At 61.0% G+C, this 14941-nt stretch carries 15 protein-coding genes; 7 read left to right on the top strand and 8 right to left on the bottom strand.

Features of this window, described 5'->3' with window-relative positions; all coding sequences use genetic code 11:
* Nucleotides 1–26 precede the first annotated feature (26 nt).
* The 3 genes from cysM to SSARUM_RS17190 all read left to right on the top strand — a co-directional run bounded on the left by cysM (nt 27) and on the right by SSARUM_RS17190 (nt 3178).
* Nucleotides 27–908: a cysteine synthase CysM gene (cysM, locus tag SSARUM_RS17200; RefSeq protein ID WP_033649862.1), complete on the top strand. Its 882-nt coding sequence runs from the start codon at nt 27–29 to the stop codon at nt 906–908.
* Nucleotides 909–1165: 257 nt separating this feature from the next.
* Nucleotides 1166–1846, top strand: coding sequence for a response regulator transcription factor (locus SSARUM_RS17195; protein ID WP_033635459.1), 681 nt, complete (start codon nt 1166–1168; stop codon nt 1844–1846).
* Between the two features lie 6 nt (nt 1847–1852).
* Nucleotides 1853–3178: an ATP-binding protein gene (locus SSARUM_RS17190; RefSeq protein ID WP_033649842.1), complete on the top strand. Its 1326-nt coding sequence runs from the start codon at nt 1853–1855 to the stop codon at nt 3176–3178.
* Between the two features lie 75 nt (nt 3179–3253).
* On the opposite strand, the gene crr is transcribed toward SSARUM_RS17190, so the two are convergent.
* The 5 genes from crr to cysZ form a co-directional block, all read right to left on the bottom strand.
* On the bottom strand, nt 3254–3763 hold the full coding sequence (gene crr, locus SSARUM_RS17185) for a PTS glucose transporter subunit IIA (RefSeq protein ID WP_004936467.1): 510 nt from the start codon (nt 3761–3763) through the stop codon (nt 3254–3256).
* A 49-nt stretch (nt 3764–3812) separates the two neighbouring features.
* Nucleotides 3813–5540: a phosphoenolpyruvate-protein phosphotransferase PtsI gene (gene ptsI / locus SSARUM_RS17180; protein WP_004936461.1), complete on the bottom strand. Its 1728-nt coding sequence runs from the start codon at nt 5538–5540 to the stop codon at nt 3813–3815.
* A gap of 46 nt (nt 5541–5586) precedes the next feature.
* On the bottom strand, nt 5587–5844 hold the full coding sequence (ptsH, locus tag SSARUM_RS17175) for a phosphocarrier protein Hpr (protein WP_033635455.1): 258 nt from the start codon (nt 5842–5844) through the stop codon (nt 5587–5589).
* Between the two features lie 398 nt (nt 5845–6242).
* Complete coding sequence (gene cysK, locus SSARUM_RS17170; RefSeq protein WP_033635454.1) at nt 6243–7211, bottom strand: cysteine synthase A; 969 nt, start codon at nt 7209–7211, stop codon at nt 6243–6245.
* A 185-nt stretch (nt 7212–7396) separates the two neighbouring features.
* Complete coding sequence (gene cysZ, locus SSARUM_RS17165; protein WP_060430416.1) at nt 7397–8155, bottom strand: sulfate transporter CysZ; 759 nt, start codon at nt 8153–8155, stop codon at nt 7397–7399.
* Between the two features lie 221 nt (nt 8156–8376).
* Here cysZ and zipA point away from each other — a divergent pair, with 221 nt between their 5' ends.
* The 3 genes from zipA to SSARUM_RS17150 all read left to right on the top strand — a co-directional run bounded on the left by zipA (nt 8377) and on the right by SSARUM_RS17150 (nt 11709).
* Nucleotides 8377–9393 (top strand): cell division protein ZipA, encoded by a 1017-nt coding sequence (zipA, locus tag SSARUM_RS17160; protein WP_060427682.1) that lies wholly within the window; start codon nt 8377–8379, stop codon nt 9391–9393.
* Nucleotides 9394–9472: 79 nt separating this feature from the next.
* Entirely contained in the window at nt 9473–11494 is a 2022-nt protein-coding gene (ligA, locus tag SSARUM_RS17155; RefSeq protein ID WP_060430414.1) for an NAD-dependent DNA ligase LigA, read from the top strand.
* Complete coding sequence (locus SSARUM_RS17150) at nt 11494–11709, top strand: DUF3820 family protein (protein ID WP_004936441.1); 216 nt, start codon at nt 11494–11496, stop codon at nt 11707–11709. Before ligA ends, SSARUM_RS17150 begins: the two co-directional genes overlap by 1 nt.
* A 26-nt stretch (nt 11710–11735) precedes the next feature.
* Here SSARUM_RS17150 and SSARUM_RS17145 read toward each other — a convergent pair whose 3' ends face one another.
* On the bottom strand, nt 11736–12734 hold the full coding sequence (locus SSARUM_RS17145; protein WP_048321860.1) for a bile acid:sodium symporter family protein: 999 nt from the start codon (nt 12732–12734) through the stop codon (nt 11736–11738).
* Between the two features lie 96 nt (nt 12735–12830).
* Here SSARUM_RS17145 and SSARUM_RS17140 point away from each other — a divergent pair, with 96 nt between their 5' ends.
* On the top strand, nt 12831–13751 hold the full coding sequence (locus tag SSARUM_RS17140) for a LysR family transcriptional regulator (RefSeq protein ID WP_043147791.1): 921 nt from the start codon (nt 12831–12833) through the stop codon (nt 13749–13751).
* Between the two features lies 1 nt (nt 13752).
* Here SSARUM_RS17140 and SSARUM_RS17135 read toward each other — a convergent pair whose 3' ends face one another.
* The gene (locus SSARUM_RS17135; protein WP_033649835.1) at nt 13753–14220 is read right to left on the bottom strand and encodes a FlxA-like family protein; all 468 of its coding nucleotides are present in this window, start codon (nt 14218–14220) and stop codon (nt 13753–13755) included.
* Nucleotides 14221–14272: 52 nt separating this feature from the next.
* A complete protein-coding gene (locus SSARUM_RS17130; RefSeq protein ID WP_060430412.1) occupies nt 14273–14821 on the bottom strand; it encodes a nucleotidyltransferase family protein in 549 nt (182 codons plus the stop codon).
* Nucleotides 14822–14941: the final 120 nt, after the last annotated feature.

The following is a 14941-nucleotide window of genomic DNA, read 5'->3' as shown; positions in this document are numbered from 1 at the left end:
CGCACACCAACACACAGGCAAAGATCGTGACAACGCTCGAACAATGCATCGGGAATACCCCGCTGGTACAACTGCAACGGCTGGCCGCCCAGGCGGGCAGCGAGGTATGGGTCAAACTGGAAGGCAATAACCCGGCGGGCTCGGTGAAGGATCGCGCTGCGTTGGCGATGATCCAGCAGGCGGAGCTGCGCGGCGAGATCAAGCCCGGCGACGTGCTGATCGAGGCCACCAGCGGCAACACCGGCATTGCGCTGGCGATGATCGCCGCGCTCAAAGGCTATACGCTGAAGCTGCTGATGCCGGAGAACATGAGCCTGGAGCGGCAGGCGGCGATGCGCGCCTACGGCGCCGAGCTGATCCTGGTCAGCCGTGAGCAGGGAATGGAAGGGGCGCGCGATCTGGCGCTGGAGATGCAGCGCCAGGGGCAGGGCAAGGTGCTGGACCAGTTCAACAACCCCGACAACCCCTACGCCCACTTCACCACCACCGGCCCGGAGATCTGGCGCCAGACCGAAGGGCGCATCACCCACTTTGTTTCCAGCATGGGCACCACCGGCACCATTACCGGCGTAGGCGGTTACCTGAAGAGCCAGAATCCGCAGGTGCAGATCATCGGCCTGCAGCCGGCGGAAGGCAGCAGCATCCCCGGCATTCGCCGTTGGGCGCCCGCTTACCTGCCGGGCATTTTCCGCCCGGAGCTGGTGGATCAGGTGCTGGATATCGAGCAGCGCGATGCCGAGCAGACCATGCGCCAGCTGGCGCAGCGTGAAGGCATCTTCTGCGGCGTCAGCTCCGGCGGCGCGGTGGCCGGCGCCCTGCGCGTCGCGGCGGCCCACCCCGGCAGCGTCGTGGTGGCGATCGTCTGCGATCGCGGTGACCGTTACCTCTCCACCGGCGTGTTCGACTGAATGTGCCCTCCCGGCGGCGCGTTCCGCCGGGAAACCCCTTCGCACTTCCCTTTTGACCGACGGCATATCCGCCCCGCCAGCATGGCGGCTGGCGCCTGCCTGCATGCCAATGCCCTGACAGAAGTAGAGAAATCGCGCGACAGCAGCCACACTAACGGTGGCGAGACGCGAACGGCGATGTGTAAGGATTGAGTAAAACCGGCTGCGGGCCGGCGGAATTGGCGGGAAAATAACGAAAATCGGTGAAGGAGCAAGGCATGAAAATTTTACTGGTCGACGATGACCTGGAGCTTGGCACCATGCTGAGCGAATACCTGACGGGCGAAGGCTTCGACGCCACGCTGGTGCTGACCGGCAAGGCGGGAGTAGAGGGCGCGCTGTCGGGCGACTATACCGCGATGATCCTCGATATCATGCTGCCGGACATGAGCGGCATCGATGTGCTGCGCGACGTGCGTAAAAAGAGCCGGCTGCCGATCATCATGCTGACCGCCAAAGGCGACAACATCGATCGGGTGATTGGCCTGGAGATGGGCGCCGACGATTACATGCCCAAGCCGTGCTACCCGCGCGAACTGGTGGCGCGTCTGCGCGCGGTGCTGCGCCGTTTCGAAGAGCGGCCGCAAGAGGCGGACGACGAGGCCGCCATCAGCTTCGGCGAGCTGACGCTGAACCCTTCAACCCGCAGCAGCGAATGGCGCGGCAAGGCGTTTGATCTGACCGCTTCGGAATTCAATCTGCTGGAGCTGTTGCTGCGCGCGCCGGATCGCGTGGTGTCGAAGGACGAACTGTCCGAGAAGGGGCTGGGGCGCCCGCGCGAGGCCTATGACCGCAGCGTGGACGTGCACATCAGCAATATCCGCCAGAAGCTGAGCGCGTTGGCTGGCAGTAAGCTCATTATCGAGACGGTTCGCAGCATCGGCTATCGCATTCGGTAACCTGATATGCGCGGAAGACTGTTCTGGAAAATTTTGCTCGGCTTTTGGCTGACTTTCCTCATCATGACGCAGGCGCTGTGGGTGGCGTTTTCTCTCTATGGCGATCGCTATGTGCCGCCGGAGAACGCCATGGCGCGGCGGGTGATCGGCCTGCAGCTGGCCTCGGCCGCCACCCAGTTGCGCAGCGGTGGCATGCCGGCGCTGGAAGCCCTGATGCGCGACTGGCCCGAGGATGACAGGCGTTTGCTGTCGGTGACGCCGATGACCCAACCGCCGCCGCCCGCGCCGGAAGAACCGGCGTTTGAAGGGCGGCGGATGCCGAAAGAGATCTCTGCCTGGGTGCAGACCGGGGAAGGGCAGGGATACTGGCTGAGTTATAACGTGCGCGGGCTGCGGGAAGAGTATCGGCCGGAGCGGCGTTCCCACTTCTTCAACATTCCTGCGCCGATGCTGTGGGTCGGTGGGCTGGGCGGTTTGCTGTTCAGCGCCGTGCTGGCCTGGAACCTGACCCGGCCGATGCGTCAGCTGCGCGGCGGCCTGGATCGGGTGGCGCAGGGCGATCTCTCGGTACGGCTGTTTCCGAAGATGCGGCGCCGCCATGACGAGCTGTCCGACGTGGCGCGCGATTTCGACACCATGGCCGAGCGGCTGGAGCTGCTGGTTAGCGCCCGCGAGCAGCTGTTGCACGACGTTTCGCATGAGCTGCGTTCGCCGCTGGCGCGCCTGCAGCTGGCGATCGGCCTGGCGCGGCAGAATGCCGGCAATGTCGAAACCTCGCTCAAGCGCATCGAACACGAGTCGGGGCGGCTGGACAAAATGATCGGCGAGCTGCTGGCGTTGTCGCGTACCGAACACAGCAGCCTGCCGGACGAAGAGTATTTCGATCTCTATGGGTTAGTGGACGCGGTGGTGAGCGATGCGCGCTACGAGGCGCAGGTGCCCGGCGTGGATATCGTGCTGCAGGCCGAATCGGACGTGGAGTACACCGTCAAGGGCAATGCGGAGCTGATGCGGCGTGCGGTGGACAACATCGTGCGCAATGCGCTGCGCTTTTCCAGCCACGGCCAGCGGGTGACGGTAGCGCTGACGCGCGTCGATAACCAGTTCCAGATCGCCGTCAGCGATCAGGGGCCGGGGGTCGAGGAGGCGAAGCTGTCGAGCATCTTCGATCCGTTCGTGCGCGTGAAGTCGGCGCTGTCGGGCAAGGGCTACGGCCTGGGGCTGGCGATTACCCGCAAGGTGGTGCTGGCGCACGGCGGCCAGGTTGAGGCGCGCAACGGCGATAAAGAGGGGCTGGTCATTACCCTGCGCATCCCGCGCTGGCCGTCATAACGTAGCGAAATCGGGATACGACGAAGGGGATAAAAAAACGGCGCCGAGGGCGCCGTTTTTCTTGCTCATCCGCGCTTACTTCTTGATGCGGATGATCGGGGTTTCGCCAACGGTCACGCTGCCGGACAGTTTGATCAGCTCTTTGATCTCGTCCATGTTGGAGATAACGACCGGCGTCAGGGTAGACTTGGCTTTCTCTTCCAGCAGTGGCAGGTTGAACTCGATAACGACGTCACCTTTCTTGACGCGCTGGCCTTCTTCTGCGATGCGTTTGAAGCCTTCGCCTTTCAGTTCTACGGTATCGATGCCGAAGTGGACGAACAGCTCAATGCCGCTGTCGGATTCGATAGAGAATGCATGGTTGGTTTCGAAAATCTTGCCGATGGTGCCGTCAACCGGAGCAACCATTTTGTTGCCGGCCGGTTTGATGGCGATACCGTCGCCAACGATTTTTTCAGCGAACACTACGTCCGGCACATCTTCGATATTGACGATTTCGCCAGAAAGGGGAGCGACGATCTCGATAGTGCCCGTGTCTTTCTTGTCATCAGAAACCAGAGATTTCAGTTTATCGAACAAACCCATGATCTTCTCCTAAGCATTAAATTGGGCGGCGTTCCAGTGTCGTGGAAGTTTAGCAGAGCGTTTTTTCTTCGATGAATTTATTGACGCAATTCATCAGGTCTTGTGCCGTTGGCTGTGCCAAGGCCTGCGCTGCCAACGCCTTCACATCTTCGAAATTCGTGTTACGAATAATTTTCTTGATGCGCGGGATTGAAATCGCACTCATGCTGAACTCATCCAGCCCCATGCCCAATAACAACAGTGTAGCACGCTCATCGCCAGCCAGTTCGCCGCACATGCCGGTCCACTTGCCTTCCGCATGAGATGCATCAATAACCTGTTTGATCAGGCCTAGCACTGATGGGGACATCGGGTTATAGAGATGAGAAATCAGCTCGTTGCCGCGATCTACCGCCAGAGTATACTGGGTTAGATCGTTTGTCCCAATACTAAAGAAGTCGACTTCTTTCGCCAGGTGGTGAGCGATGACCGCCGCAGCCGGTGTTTCCACCATCACGCCCACTTCGATGCTCTCGTCAAACGCCTTGCCTTCTTCGCGCAGCTGCGCCTTCAGCGTCTCGATTTCGCCTTTCAGATCGCGCACTTCCTCCACGGAGATGATCATCGGGAACATGATGCGCAGTTTGCCGAACGCCGAGGCGCGCAGGATGGCGCGCAGCTGGGCGTGCAGGATTTCACGGCGGTCCATCGCGATGCGGATGGCGCGCCAGCCGAGGAACGGGTTCTCTTCCTTCGGCAGATTCATGTACGGCAGGTCTTTGTCGCCGCCGATGTCCATGGTGCGGACGATCACGGCCTGCGAGCCCATGGCTTCCGCCACGGCTTTATAAGCCTGGAACTGCTCGTCTTCGGTCGGCAGCGAGTCGCGGTCCATGAACAGGAATTCGGTACGATACAGGCCGACGCCTTCCGCGCCGTTGCGCTCTGCACCCGCGACGTCGCGCACGGTGCCGATGTTGGCGCAGACTTCAACCTGATGGCCGTCCAGCGTAATCGCCGGCAGGTCCTTCAGCTTGGCCAGATCGTTTTTCTCGGTGATGTATTGGTTCTGGGCGGCTTTCAGCTGATCGATAACGTCAGCGGTCGGGTTAACGTAAATCTGGTTGTTAACCGCATCCAGAATCAGGTAGTCGTCGTTCTTCACCTGCTTGGTCACGTCGCTGGTGCCGACGATCGCCGGCAGCTCCAGGGAGCGCGCCATGATAGAGGTGTGGGAAGTCCGGCCGCCGAGATCGGTAATGAAGCCCAGCACTTTGTCCAGGTTCAGCTGCGCGGTCTCGGACGGGGTCAGATCGGTGGCCACCAGGATCACTTCGTCCTGAATGGAGCCCAGATCGACGATCGGCATGCCCAGAATGTTCTGCAGCAGGCGCTTGCCGATGTCGCGCACGTCGGCGGCGCGTTCTTTCAGGTACTCGTCGTCCAGCTCTTCCAGCGCTTTCGCCTGACCTTCGATCACGGTGTAGGCGGCGGCGTCTGCGGAGGCCAGATCGTCTTTGATTAGGGCTATGATTTCCTGCTCAAGCTCTTCGTCTTCCAGCAACATGATGTGGCCTTCGAAGATAGCTTCCTTCTCTTCGCCGAAGGTTTCGCCAGCTTTGGTCTTGATCGCTTCCAGCTGTTCGGACGCTTTCGCGCGGCCGGCCAGAAAACGCGAGACTTCCTGCTCTACTTGATCAGCAGAGATTTTTTTCCGGTTGATGACGATGTCGTCTTCTTTCAGCAAGAGAGCCTTACCAAAAGCGATGCCCGGTGATACTAAAATGCCTGAAATCATAACCCTACCTTACTCTTGACTGGTGTTAACTAAAAAGACGGGCCGATTACTCAAGCTCTGCCATCAGTTTTACCAAGTGTTCAACGGCTTTCTGCTCGTCTTCACCTTCAGCTGAGATGGTCACTACGGTCCCTTGAGTCAGCCCCAGAGTTTGCAGTTTGAACAGGCTTTTAGCGCTGGCGCTTTTGCCGTTGGAGGTCACGGTGATGTCAGACGCGAAGCCTTTGGCTTCTTTAACGAACTGAGCGGCAGGGCGAGTATGCAGACCATTCGGAGCGGTAATAGTAACTTCTTGCTGGAACATTGATGTTTCCCCAACTTATTGGATTAATGTTGTGGAGCTAAAGTTTAGCCCAGGGGCCTGACTTTAGCTTGTCTGGTTATAGCGCCTGACTATGGACAGGGGCGAACGTTGATGCAACAGAAAACGACGCGTTAGGCACTTCAGATCAAAAAACTCGGCTTTAGACGTCGTTCCAATCCGCTCCCCATTATGCCCGATTCGACGCGTCGGCGACAGATGAGTAAATCGATTCAGCCTTGACCGGGCTCGGGGGGGATTAATTTTGCGCATCGAAATAATGCACCGTTAAATACTAAAGCCGACGGGCAAAAGCAATCTTGGACTGCTATAAAGTTTGATCCAGTCCACAAAAAAGCACCCCGCAGGGTGCTTTTTTAGCGATTTGTGCAGTGGCGGAATTACTGCTGCAATTCCTGCTCGGTGAACAGATCGGCGAACAGCGCGGTGCTCAGGTAACGTTCGCCGGAAGAGGGCAGGATCACCACGATGGTCTTGTCGGCGAACGCCGGTTCTTCGGCCAGTTTCACCGCCGCCGCGACCGCTGCGCCTGAGGAAATGCCCGCCAGGATGCCTTCTTCGTCCATCAGGCGGCGCGCCATGCTGATGGCCTCATCGTTGGAGACTTTCTCGACGCGATCCACCAGATCCAGATCGAGGTTGCCCGGAATGAAGCCGGCGCCGATGCCCTGGATCTTGTGCGGGCCCGGTTTCAGCTCTTCACCGGCCAGCGCCTGGCTGATGACCGGCGAGTCGGTCGGCTCGACCGCCACGGTGGTGATGGCCTTGCCTTTGGTGTTCTTGATGTAGCGGCTGACGCCGGTCAGCGTGCCGCCGGTGCCGACGCCGGAGATGAATACGTCGACGTCGCCGTCGGTGTCTTCCCAGATTTCCGGGCCGGTGGTTTTTTCATGGATCGCCGGGTTGGCCGGGTTGCTGAACTGTTGCAGGATCAGGTAACGATTCGGGTCGGTGGCGACGATCTCTTCCGCTTTGGCGATGGCGCCTTTCATGCCTTTCGCCCCTTCGGTCAGTACCAGATTGGCACCCAGCGCCTTGAGCAGCTTGCGGCGCTCGATGCTCATGGTTTCCGGCATGGTCAGCGTCAGCTTGTAACCGCGTGCGGCGGCAACGAAGGCCAGCGCGATGCCGGTGTTGCCGCTGGTCGGCTCCACCAGCTCTTTGCCGGCGGTCAACACGCCGCGTTGTTCCGCATCCCAAATCATATTGGCACCGATGCGGCATTTGACGCTGAAGCTCGGGTTGCGTGATTCAACCTTGGCCAGAATGCGTCCGTTGCCGATACGGTTCAGACGAACCAGCGGCGTATGGCCGATTGTTAATGAGTTGTCTTCATATATCTTGCTCATAGCCCGTCCTTTAACTCTATGAAAATGTGGGGAACATCGAAAGCATACGCTAACAGTACCGGCAGGGAAGTAAAGAATTGGTATATCTATATGTTATTAGGAAATAAGTTTTAAGCACAATGATAAGGGCGCGAAATGCGCGCCCTGTCGAAAATTCCCGCGCTATCGGCGGTAAAAAGCGGCGGTTATCGGACGAACTGTGAGCGGTAGCGATCGACCCACATGGTGGTGGCGCCGCAGACGGCGACCGGCAGGATCACCAGGTTGAGGATCGGGATCATGGTGAACAGGCTGACCAGCGCGCCGAACTGCAGGTTAGCGGGTTTGTGCTGGCGCAAGGCGCGGCGCATGTCGGCAAAGCTCACCTTGTGGTTGTCGAACGGATAGTCACAATACTGGATCGCCAGCATCCAGGCGCTGAACAGGAACCACAGCACCGGCGCCACCGTCTGGCCGATGCCGGGCACGAAGTACAGCGCCAGCAGCAGCAGCGCGCGCGGCAGGTAATACATCAACTTGCGCCATTCGCGCGCCATGATGCGCGGCAAATCTTTGGCGATGCCGAGCAGGCCGGTGTCCGGCAGCGGTTTGCCGGTCAGGCTGCCTTCGAGCTGCTCGGCCAGCAGGCCGCAGAACGGCGCGGCGATCAGGTTGGTGATGGTGCTGAACAGATAGCTGAACACCAACAGCACCGAAATGACCGCCAGCGGCCACAGCAGGTAGCTCAACCATTGCAGCCAGTCGGGAACGTGGCTCATCATCGCCGGGATCCAGTCGCCGAGTTGGCTGAACAGCCACCAGAAAGCGGAACCCATCAGCAGCACGTTGACCAGCAACGGCAGGACCACATAGCGTTTAATCCCCGGGCGCGAAATCAGGCGCCAACCCTCGGCGAAATAGTGAATGCCGCTGGTCGAACGGGAAGGGGGCTGCGTATAGGACATATCTTAAGTTATCTCGTTGTCTGAACAGGCATCATTATCATATAGGGATGATTTTCCACTGGCTAGGGTAGGGTTGGCTGAAAAACCAGCAGAAAAAGGCAGTATAATCATCTTTATTGGCATAAAGTTCAGCACGGACTTGCACTTGTGTGCGCGGGCAAATAGAGTTAAAGAGTGAATGTTTGCCGCGGTGGCAATGTATTGGAACAACAGAGATAGCAATGATGCAGGATTTGCGTCTGATATTAATCGTTGTTGGCGCGATCGCCATAATAGCGCTGTTATTGCACGGTCTGTGGACCAGTCGCAAAGAACGGTCAGCGCTCTTCCGCGATCGCCCAGCCAAACGTTCCCAAAAGGAACGTGAACAAACTCCGATCGACGATCTCGAAGAAGGCGTCGGTGAGGTGCGCGTACGCGCCGCTCACCCGCAAGACGAGCCGTCATTCGGCCATTTCGATGCCGCACGCGAAGAACCCGTGGCCGCGCCGAAGCCCGCTCCGGCGGCTGCGCCAGCGCCCCGCGCCGTTCAGCCGGCTGCCCATCAGACGCCGCCTCCGTTGTCTCAGCGGCCGGAGTATGATGACATCCTGCTGAACAACTACGCGCCGGACGAAGAACCGGCCGAACCGCAGCAACCGCAACCGGCCGCGCGCCGTGAGCCGCGCGTCGACGATCTGCCGCATGAACATGAGGTGCCGCAGGTGGCGGAACCGGCATTCCACGCCGAGCCGGCCTCTGTGCAGCCAGCGCCGGAAGTGAAGCCTGCGCCGGAACCTGCACCGCAGCCGGCGGCTGCGCCAATTCAGGCTAAACTGAAAGAGACCGTGCTGGTGCTGCACGTCGCGGCCCACCAGGGCGGCGTGATCGGCGGCGAAGTGCTGCTGCAGAGCGTGTTGCAGGCCGGCTTCCAGTTTGGCGAAATGGGTATCTTCCACCGCCATATCAGCCCGGCCGGCAGCGGCCCGGTGCTGTTCAGCCTGGCGAACATGGTCAAGCCGGGATCGTTCGATCCTGACATGATGTCCGACTTCTCCACGCCGGGCGTGTCGATGTTCATGATGGTGCCGTCTTACGGCGACGCCAATCAGAACTTCAAGCTGATGCTGCAGTCGGCACAGCGCATCGCCGACGACGTGGGCGGCGTGGTGCTGGACGACGAGCGCCGCATGATGACGCCGCAGAAGCTGGAAACCTACAAAGCGCGCATCCGTGAAGTGTTGGAAAACAACGCCTGACCGGGTTGCCGCGCGCACAGAACATCCGTAACAACAAAGCCCCCGCTAGCCGGGGGTTTTTTATCTTTGATGGTGAGCCATGGAATCGATAATCCAACAAATCAATCAACTACGAGCCACATTGCGCCATCATGAATACCAGTATCATGTGCTGGATGCGCCGGAAGTGCCGGATGCGGAATATGACCGCCTGATGCGCGAACTGCGCGAGCTGGAGAGCGCGCATCCGGCGTTGATCACCGCCGATTCGCCGACCCAGCGCGTGGGCGCCGCGCCGCTGGCGGCGTTTAACCAGGTGCGCCACGAAGTGCCGATGCTGTCGCTGGACAACGTGTTCGACGAAGAAAGCTTCCTGGCGTTTTACAAGCGCGTGCAGGACAGGCTCAAAAGCAGCGATCCGCTGACCTTCTGCTGCGAGCTGAAGCTGGACGGCCTGGCGGTCAGCCTGCTGTACGAAGACGGTGAGCTGGTGCGCGCGGCGACGCGCGGCGACGGCACCACCGGCGAAAACATCACCTCCAACGTGCGCACCATTCGCGCCATTCCGCTGCGCCTGACCGGCGACAACATCCCGCGCCGGCTGGAAGTGCGCGGGGAAGTGTTCATGCCGCAGGCTGGTTTTGAACAGATGAACGAAGAAGCCCGGCGCAAAGACGGCAAGGTGTTCGCCAACCCGCGCAACGCCGCCGCCGGCTCGCTGCGCCAGCTCGATCCGCGCATTACCGCCAAACGCCCGCTGACCTTCTTCTGCTACGGCGTCGGCCTGCTGGAAGGCGGCGAACTGCCGCGCAGCCACTTTGAGCGCCTGATGCAGTTCAAGGCCTGGGGCCTGCCGGTCAGCGATCGCGCCCAGCGCCGCACCGGCAGCGAGGAAGTGCTGGCGTTTTATCGCCAGGTCGAGCAGGACCGCGCGCAGCTCGGTTTCGACATCGACGGCGTGGTGATCAAGATTGACGACATCGATCTACAGGAAACGCTGGGCTTCGTGGCGCGTGCGCCGCGCTGGGCGACGGCGTTCAAATTCCCGGCGCAGGAGCAGATCACCGTAGTGCGCGAAGTGGAGTTTCAGGTTGGCCGCACCGGCGCGATTACGCCGGTGGCGCGCCTTGAGCCGGTGCTGGTGGCCGGGGTGACCGTCAGCAACGCCACCTTGCACAACGCCGATGAAATTGAGCGTTTGGGGCTGCGCATCGGCGATACGGTGATCGTGCGCCGCGCCGGCGACGTGATCCCGCAGGTGGTGGGGGTGCTGGAAGACCGCCGGCCACAGGATGCGCGCGAAGTGGTGTTCCCGCTGCACTGCCCGGTGTGCGGCTCCGACGTTGAGCGCGTGGAAGGCGAGGCGGTAGCGCGCTGCACCGGTGGTCTTATCTGCGGCGCGCAGCGCAAAGAGGCGTTGAAGCACTTCGTTTCCCGCCGCGCGCTGGACGTTGAAGGCATGGGCGACAAGATCATCGAGCAGCTGGTGGACAAAGAGTACGTGAAGAATCCGGCCGATCTGTTCCGCTTGTCCGCCGGCATTCTGACCGGCCTGGATCGCATGGGGCCGAAATCGGCGCAGAATCTGGTCAATGCGCTGGAGAAATCCAAGCAGACCACCTTCGCCCGTTTCCTGTATGCGCTGGGCATTCGCGAGGTTGGCGAGGCGACCGCCGCCAACCTGGCGGCGCATTTCGGATCGCTCGAGAAGCTGTTCGCCGCCGATATCGAGGCGCTGAAAGAGGTGCCGGACGTCGGCGAAGTGGTGGCCAAACACACCCGCAATTTCCTTGATGAAGCGCTCAATCAACAGGTGATCAACGAGCTGGTGGGCGCCGAGATCGGCATTCACTGGCCGGCGCCGGTGGTGGTGGTCGCCGAAGAGATAGACAGCCCGTTCGCTGGCAAAACCGTGGTGCTGACCGGCTCGCTGAGCCAGCTGTCGCGCGACGAGGCCAAAGATCGCCTGACGGCGCTGGGCGCCAAGGTCAGCGGCAGCGTGTCGAAGAAAACCGATTTGGTGATCGCCGGCGAAGCGGCCGGTTCCAAGCTGGCGAAGGCGCAGGAGCTGGGTATCGCCGTGATCGACGAAGCGGAGATGATCCGCCTGCTGGGTGACTGATGGAAAAGGAAAACCTGCTGGAGATCGCCAATACCGTGATGCCGTTCGGCAAGTACCAGGGGCGGGTGCTGATCGATCTGCCCGAAGAGTACCTGCTGTGGTTCGCCCGCAAGGGCGAATTCCCCAAAGGCAAGCTCGGCATGCTGATGGAGATGACGCTGGCGATTAAAATCGAAGGGCTTGACCACCTGGTCAAGCCGCTGAAGAAAAGTTGAACTGACGGGCCCCGGCCCGTCTTTTTTTACCCGCGCGACGCCTGCGCGTTGGCGTTGGGTACCGCCTGTTGCGCCCGCTGCTTGCGCTGATACCTTTTCGCCAGCACCGCACAGGTCATCAGCTGCACCTGATGGAACACCATCAGCGGCAGCACCATGATCCCCACCGTCGCCGCCGGGAACAGGATATTGGCCATCGGAATGCCGTTTGCCAGGCTTTTCTTCGAACCGCAGAACACGATGGTGATCTCGTCCGCCTTGCTGAATCCCAGCCAGCGCGCCATATAGGTGTTCACCACCAGCACGATCGTCAGCAGCACGATGCTGCCGCCGACGATAAACGCCAGCGAACCGATCCCCACCTGATGCCAGATGCCGTGTGTGACCGCCTCGCTGAAGGCGGCGTACACCACCAGCAGAATCGAGGTCTGGTCGGTTTTGCCGATCAGCGGGCGATGACGCTCGATCCAGCCGCCGATCAGCGGCCGCAGCAGGTGGCCGGCGACGAACGGCACCAGCAGCTGCAGCACGATCGAGCCCACCTGCCGCAGGCTGCCGGTATCGCCGTGCACGTTCATCAGCAGGCCGACCAGCAGCGGCGACACGAAGATCCCCAGCAGGCTGGAGGCGGAGGCGCTGCACACCGCCGCCGCCACGTTGCCGCCCGCCAGCGAGGTGAAGGCGATGGCCGACTGCACGGTGGCGGGCAGAATGCACAGGTAGATGAAACCGGCGTACAACTCGGGGCTGACGTCGATCGGCGCCCACCAGGCGAACAGCATCCCCAGCGCCGGAAAAATGATGAAGGTGCTGAACATCACCCACAGATGCAGCCGCCAGTTATTGCTGCCGGCCAGGATGGCCTCGCGCGACAGCTTGGCGCCGTGCATGAAGAACAGCAGGGCGATGGCGGCGATGGTCAGGGCGTTGAGCCAGCCGACGAACTCGCCGCGTGCCGGCAGGAACGACGCCAGTAGCACGGTGGCGATCAGCGTCAGGGTAAAACGATCGGGCAGGAATCTCATGGCGATGCGCTCGGGTAGAAAATCGATGGGGCTATTCTCCCGCGTGGGCATATAATAATTAAATTGATTTATTTAATTCATCTATGAATATAACACATGAATTACTCACTCAAACAGCTGCGGGTGTTCGTCGCTGTCACCCGCCACGGCAGCTTCAGCCGCGCCGGCGAGGCGATCGGCCTGACGCAATCGGCGGTCAGCCACAGCGTGAAAGAGCTGGAGGCGGAGGTCGGCGTGCGCCTGCTGGATCGCACTACGCGTGAAGTGGTGTTGACCGACGCCGGCCTGCGGCTGGCCAACCGGGTCGAAAGGCTGCTGGACGAACTGCAGGCCGCATTGCTGGATGCGCGCAGCTTTGGCGTACAGCGCAGCGGCACGGTGCGGGTGGCGACCAGCCAGACCATTTCCGCCCATCTGATGCCGCAGTGCATCGCCGCCGGCGAACGCGAATACCCGGAGATCCGCATCATGCTGCGCGATCAGGCGCAGCAGCAGGTACTGCACAGCGTGCGCAACGCCGAGGTGGATTTCGGCATCGTGGTCGATCCGGTGCAGGCGGTGGATCTGGAGTGCGAAGCGGTGCTGCATGAACCGTTCCTGCTGCTGTGCCGCGACGACCACCCGTTTGCTGCGCAGCAAGAGGTGCGTTGGTCGGCGTTAAACGGCTGCCGCCTGGTGTTGCAGGATTACGCGTCGGGCAGCCGGCCGTTGATCGACAGCGCGCTGAGGCAGCAGGGCGTCGAGGCGCAGGTGGTGCAGGAAATCGGCCATCCGGCCACGCTGTTCCCGATGGTGGCGGAAGGGATTGGCATCAGCATCTTCCCGGCGTTGGCGCTGCCGCTGCCGGAAGGGGGGCGGCTCCGGGTGCGGCGGCTGGTGCCGGAGATCAATCGCGCGCTGATGCTGGTGCGGCGTAAAAATCGCTCGCTGACGCCGGCGGCGGAGGCCATCTGGCAGGTCGCGCGTCAGCAGGCGGCGCTGCTGCACCAGCGCCGGCAGGAAAACGCGGAATATTGACTCAGATATAGACGTCCACCGCGTTGAGCGGCGTCGGGCGGTTTACGCCGTCGCCGGCTTGCGCCGCGGCTTTTTCCATTTGCTCCTGCTGCTGCTTTTCCATTTCTTCTTTCTGGATGCGCGCGATCTCGGCCTGCAGCATCTTGATCTGCGCTTCGATCAGCTGTTTCTGCTTCTCGATCTCTTTGGGATCGGCGCTGGAGTCCTTCAGCTCCACCAGCTTTTGCTGCAGAGCCTGAATCTGCCGGTTCAGCGCCTTGATGCGTGCCGAGGCGCGGCTTTCGTTGAGATTTGCCGGTTCGTCATTGCCGTTGGCGCCTTCGCTTTTCTTCGCCTTGCCGCCTTCCGGCTGGTTGTTGACCGGTTTGGCCATCAGCAATTCGCCCTGATGGCCCGGCGCGCTGAAGACGTTGCTGACGCCGGGAACGGTATTTTTGATCGGTACGATCATGGTGATGCTGGTCGACATGGATGCTCTCCCTGAGTCGGTATATCGCTGTTCAGGGTATCGGCAGCGGCGGCTAAATCTTTACCTGCCGCAGGTGCGGCCAGCGCTGCAGCCAGCCTTTGTCGAGCACCCGCTGGGCATAGGCAGCGCGATCGCCGTTTTTCACGTTGAAGGTGATGGTGTCGCCGAACAGCGCCGCGAGCCCGAAGGGAGCCACCAGCGTGAGGCTGTCGTCGGTGTTCAGGCGCGCGCCGATCGCCGTTTCCACTTCGGTCCAGAAGCTGATGGCCTCTTCGCTGTTGCGGTAAGGCGCCCGGCCGCCGCGCAGATGCATGCGCGCCTGATTCTTGACCGACCACGGCTGCGGCAGCCATTGCTGCAGCCGCGCCTCCAGCATGCGATCGCGCTCGGCGTCCGCACGCTCCGCATCGAAGTGGATCACGTCGATATCGTTGAGCGGCGTGGGCTCCACATAGCCGTGGCGCCGATCCCACACCAGATTGCGTACGAAGCCGGCGCCGAGGCACCAGTCATTCAGGCCGAGCCGGCGCACGGTGCGCAGGGCGGCCATGCGCGCGTCATCTTGTTGCAGCCAGTCGATAATTTGCCGTTGCGGATCCATCACCCCTCCTGTTTTCGCGGCTACTGTAACCCGAAGCGGCGGCGGGTGAAATGGCGGGAAGCGCGATGACGGCGATCGCAGGCAAATTAATTTTCTTCTCTCACTGACTACACTTGGTGC

Origin of the sequence: Serratia sarumanii (genome assembly GCF_029962605.1) — a bacterium.
Lineage (GTDB): Bacteria > Pseudomonadota > Gammaproteobacteria > Enterobacterales > Enterobacteriaceae > Serratia > Serratia sarumanii.
This window is presented reverse-complemented; position numbering and strand designations above follow the sequence as displayed.

Coding starts and splice junctions, on each gene's coding strand:
- SSARUM_RS17195 (WP_033635459.1), top strand. CDS start 1,166: ATGAAAATTTTACTGGTCGACGATGACCTGGAGCTTGGCACCATGCTG.
- SSARUM_RS17190 (WP_033649842.1), top strand. CDS start 1,853: ATGCGCGGAAGACTGTTCTGGAAAATTTTGCTCGGCTTTTGGCTGACT.
- crr (WP_004936467.1), bottom strand. CDS start 3,763: ATGGGTTTGTTCGATAAACTGAAATCTCTGGTTTCTGATGACAAGAAA.
- ptsI (WP_004936461.1), bottom strand. CDS start 5,540: ATGATTTCAGGCATTTTAGTATCACCGGGCATCGCTTTTGGTAAGGCT.
- ptsH (WP_033635455.1), bottom strand. CDS start 5,844: ATGTTCCAGCAAGAAGTTACTATTACCGCTCCGAATGGTCTGCATACT.
- cysK (WP_033635454.1), bottom strand. CDS start 7,211: ATGAGCAAGATATATGAAGACAACTCATTAACAATCGGCCATACGCCG.
- cysZ (WP_060430416.1), bottom strand. CDS start 8,155: ATGTCCTATACGCAGCCCCCTTCCCGTTCGACCAGCGGCATTCACTAT.
- zipA (WP_060427682.1), top strand. CDS start 8,377: ATGATGCAGGATTTGCGTCTGATATTAATCGTTGTTGGCGCGATCGCC.
- ligA (WP_060430414.1), top strand. CDS start 9,473: ATGGAATCGATAATCCAACAAATCAATCAACTACGAGCCACATTGCGC.
- SSARUM_RS17150 (WP_004936441.1), top strand. CDS start 11,494: ATGGAAAAGGAAAACCTGCTGGAGATCGCCAATACCGTGATGCCGTTC.
- SSARUM_RS17145 (WP_048321860.1), bottom strand. CDS start 12,734: ATGAGATTCCTGCCCGATCGTTTTACCCTGACGCTGATCGCCACCGTG.
- SSARUM_RS17140 (WP_043147791.1), top strand. CDS start 12,831: ATGAATTACTCACTCAAACAGCTGCGGGTGTTCGTCGCTGTCACCCGC.
- SSARUM_RS17135 (WP_033649835.1), bottom strand. CDS start 14,220: ATGTCGACCAGCATCACCATGATCGTACCGATCAAAAATACCGTTCCC.
- SSARUM_RS17130 (WP_060430412.1), bottom strand. CDS start 14,821: ATGGATCCGCAACGGCAAATTATCGACTGGCTGCAACAAGATGACGCG.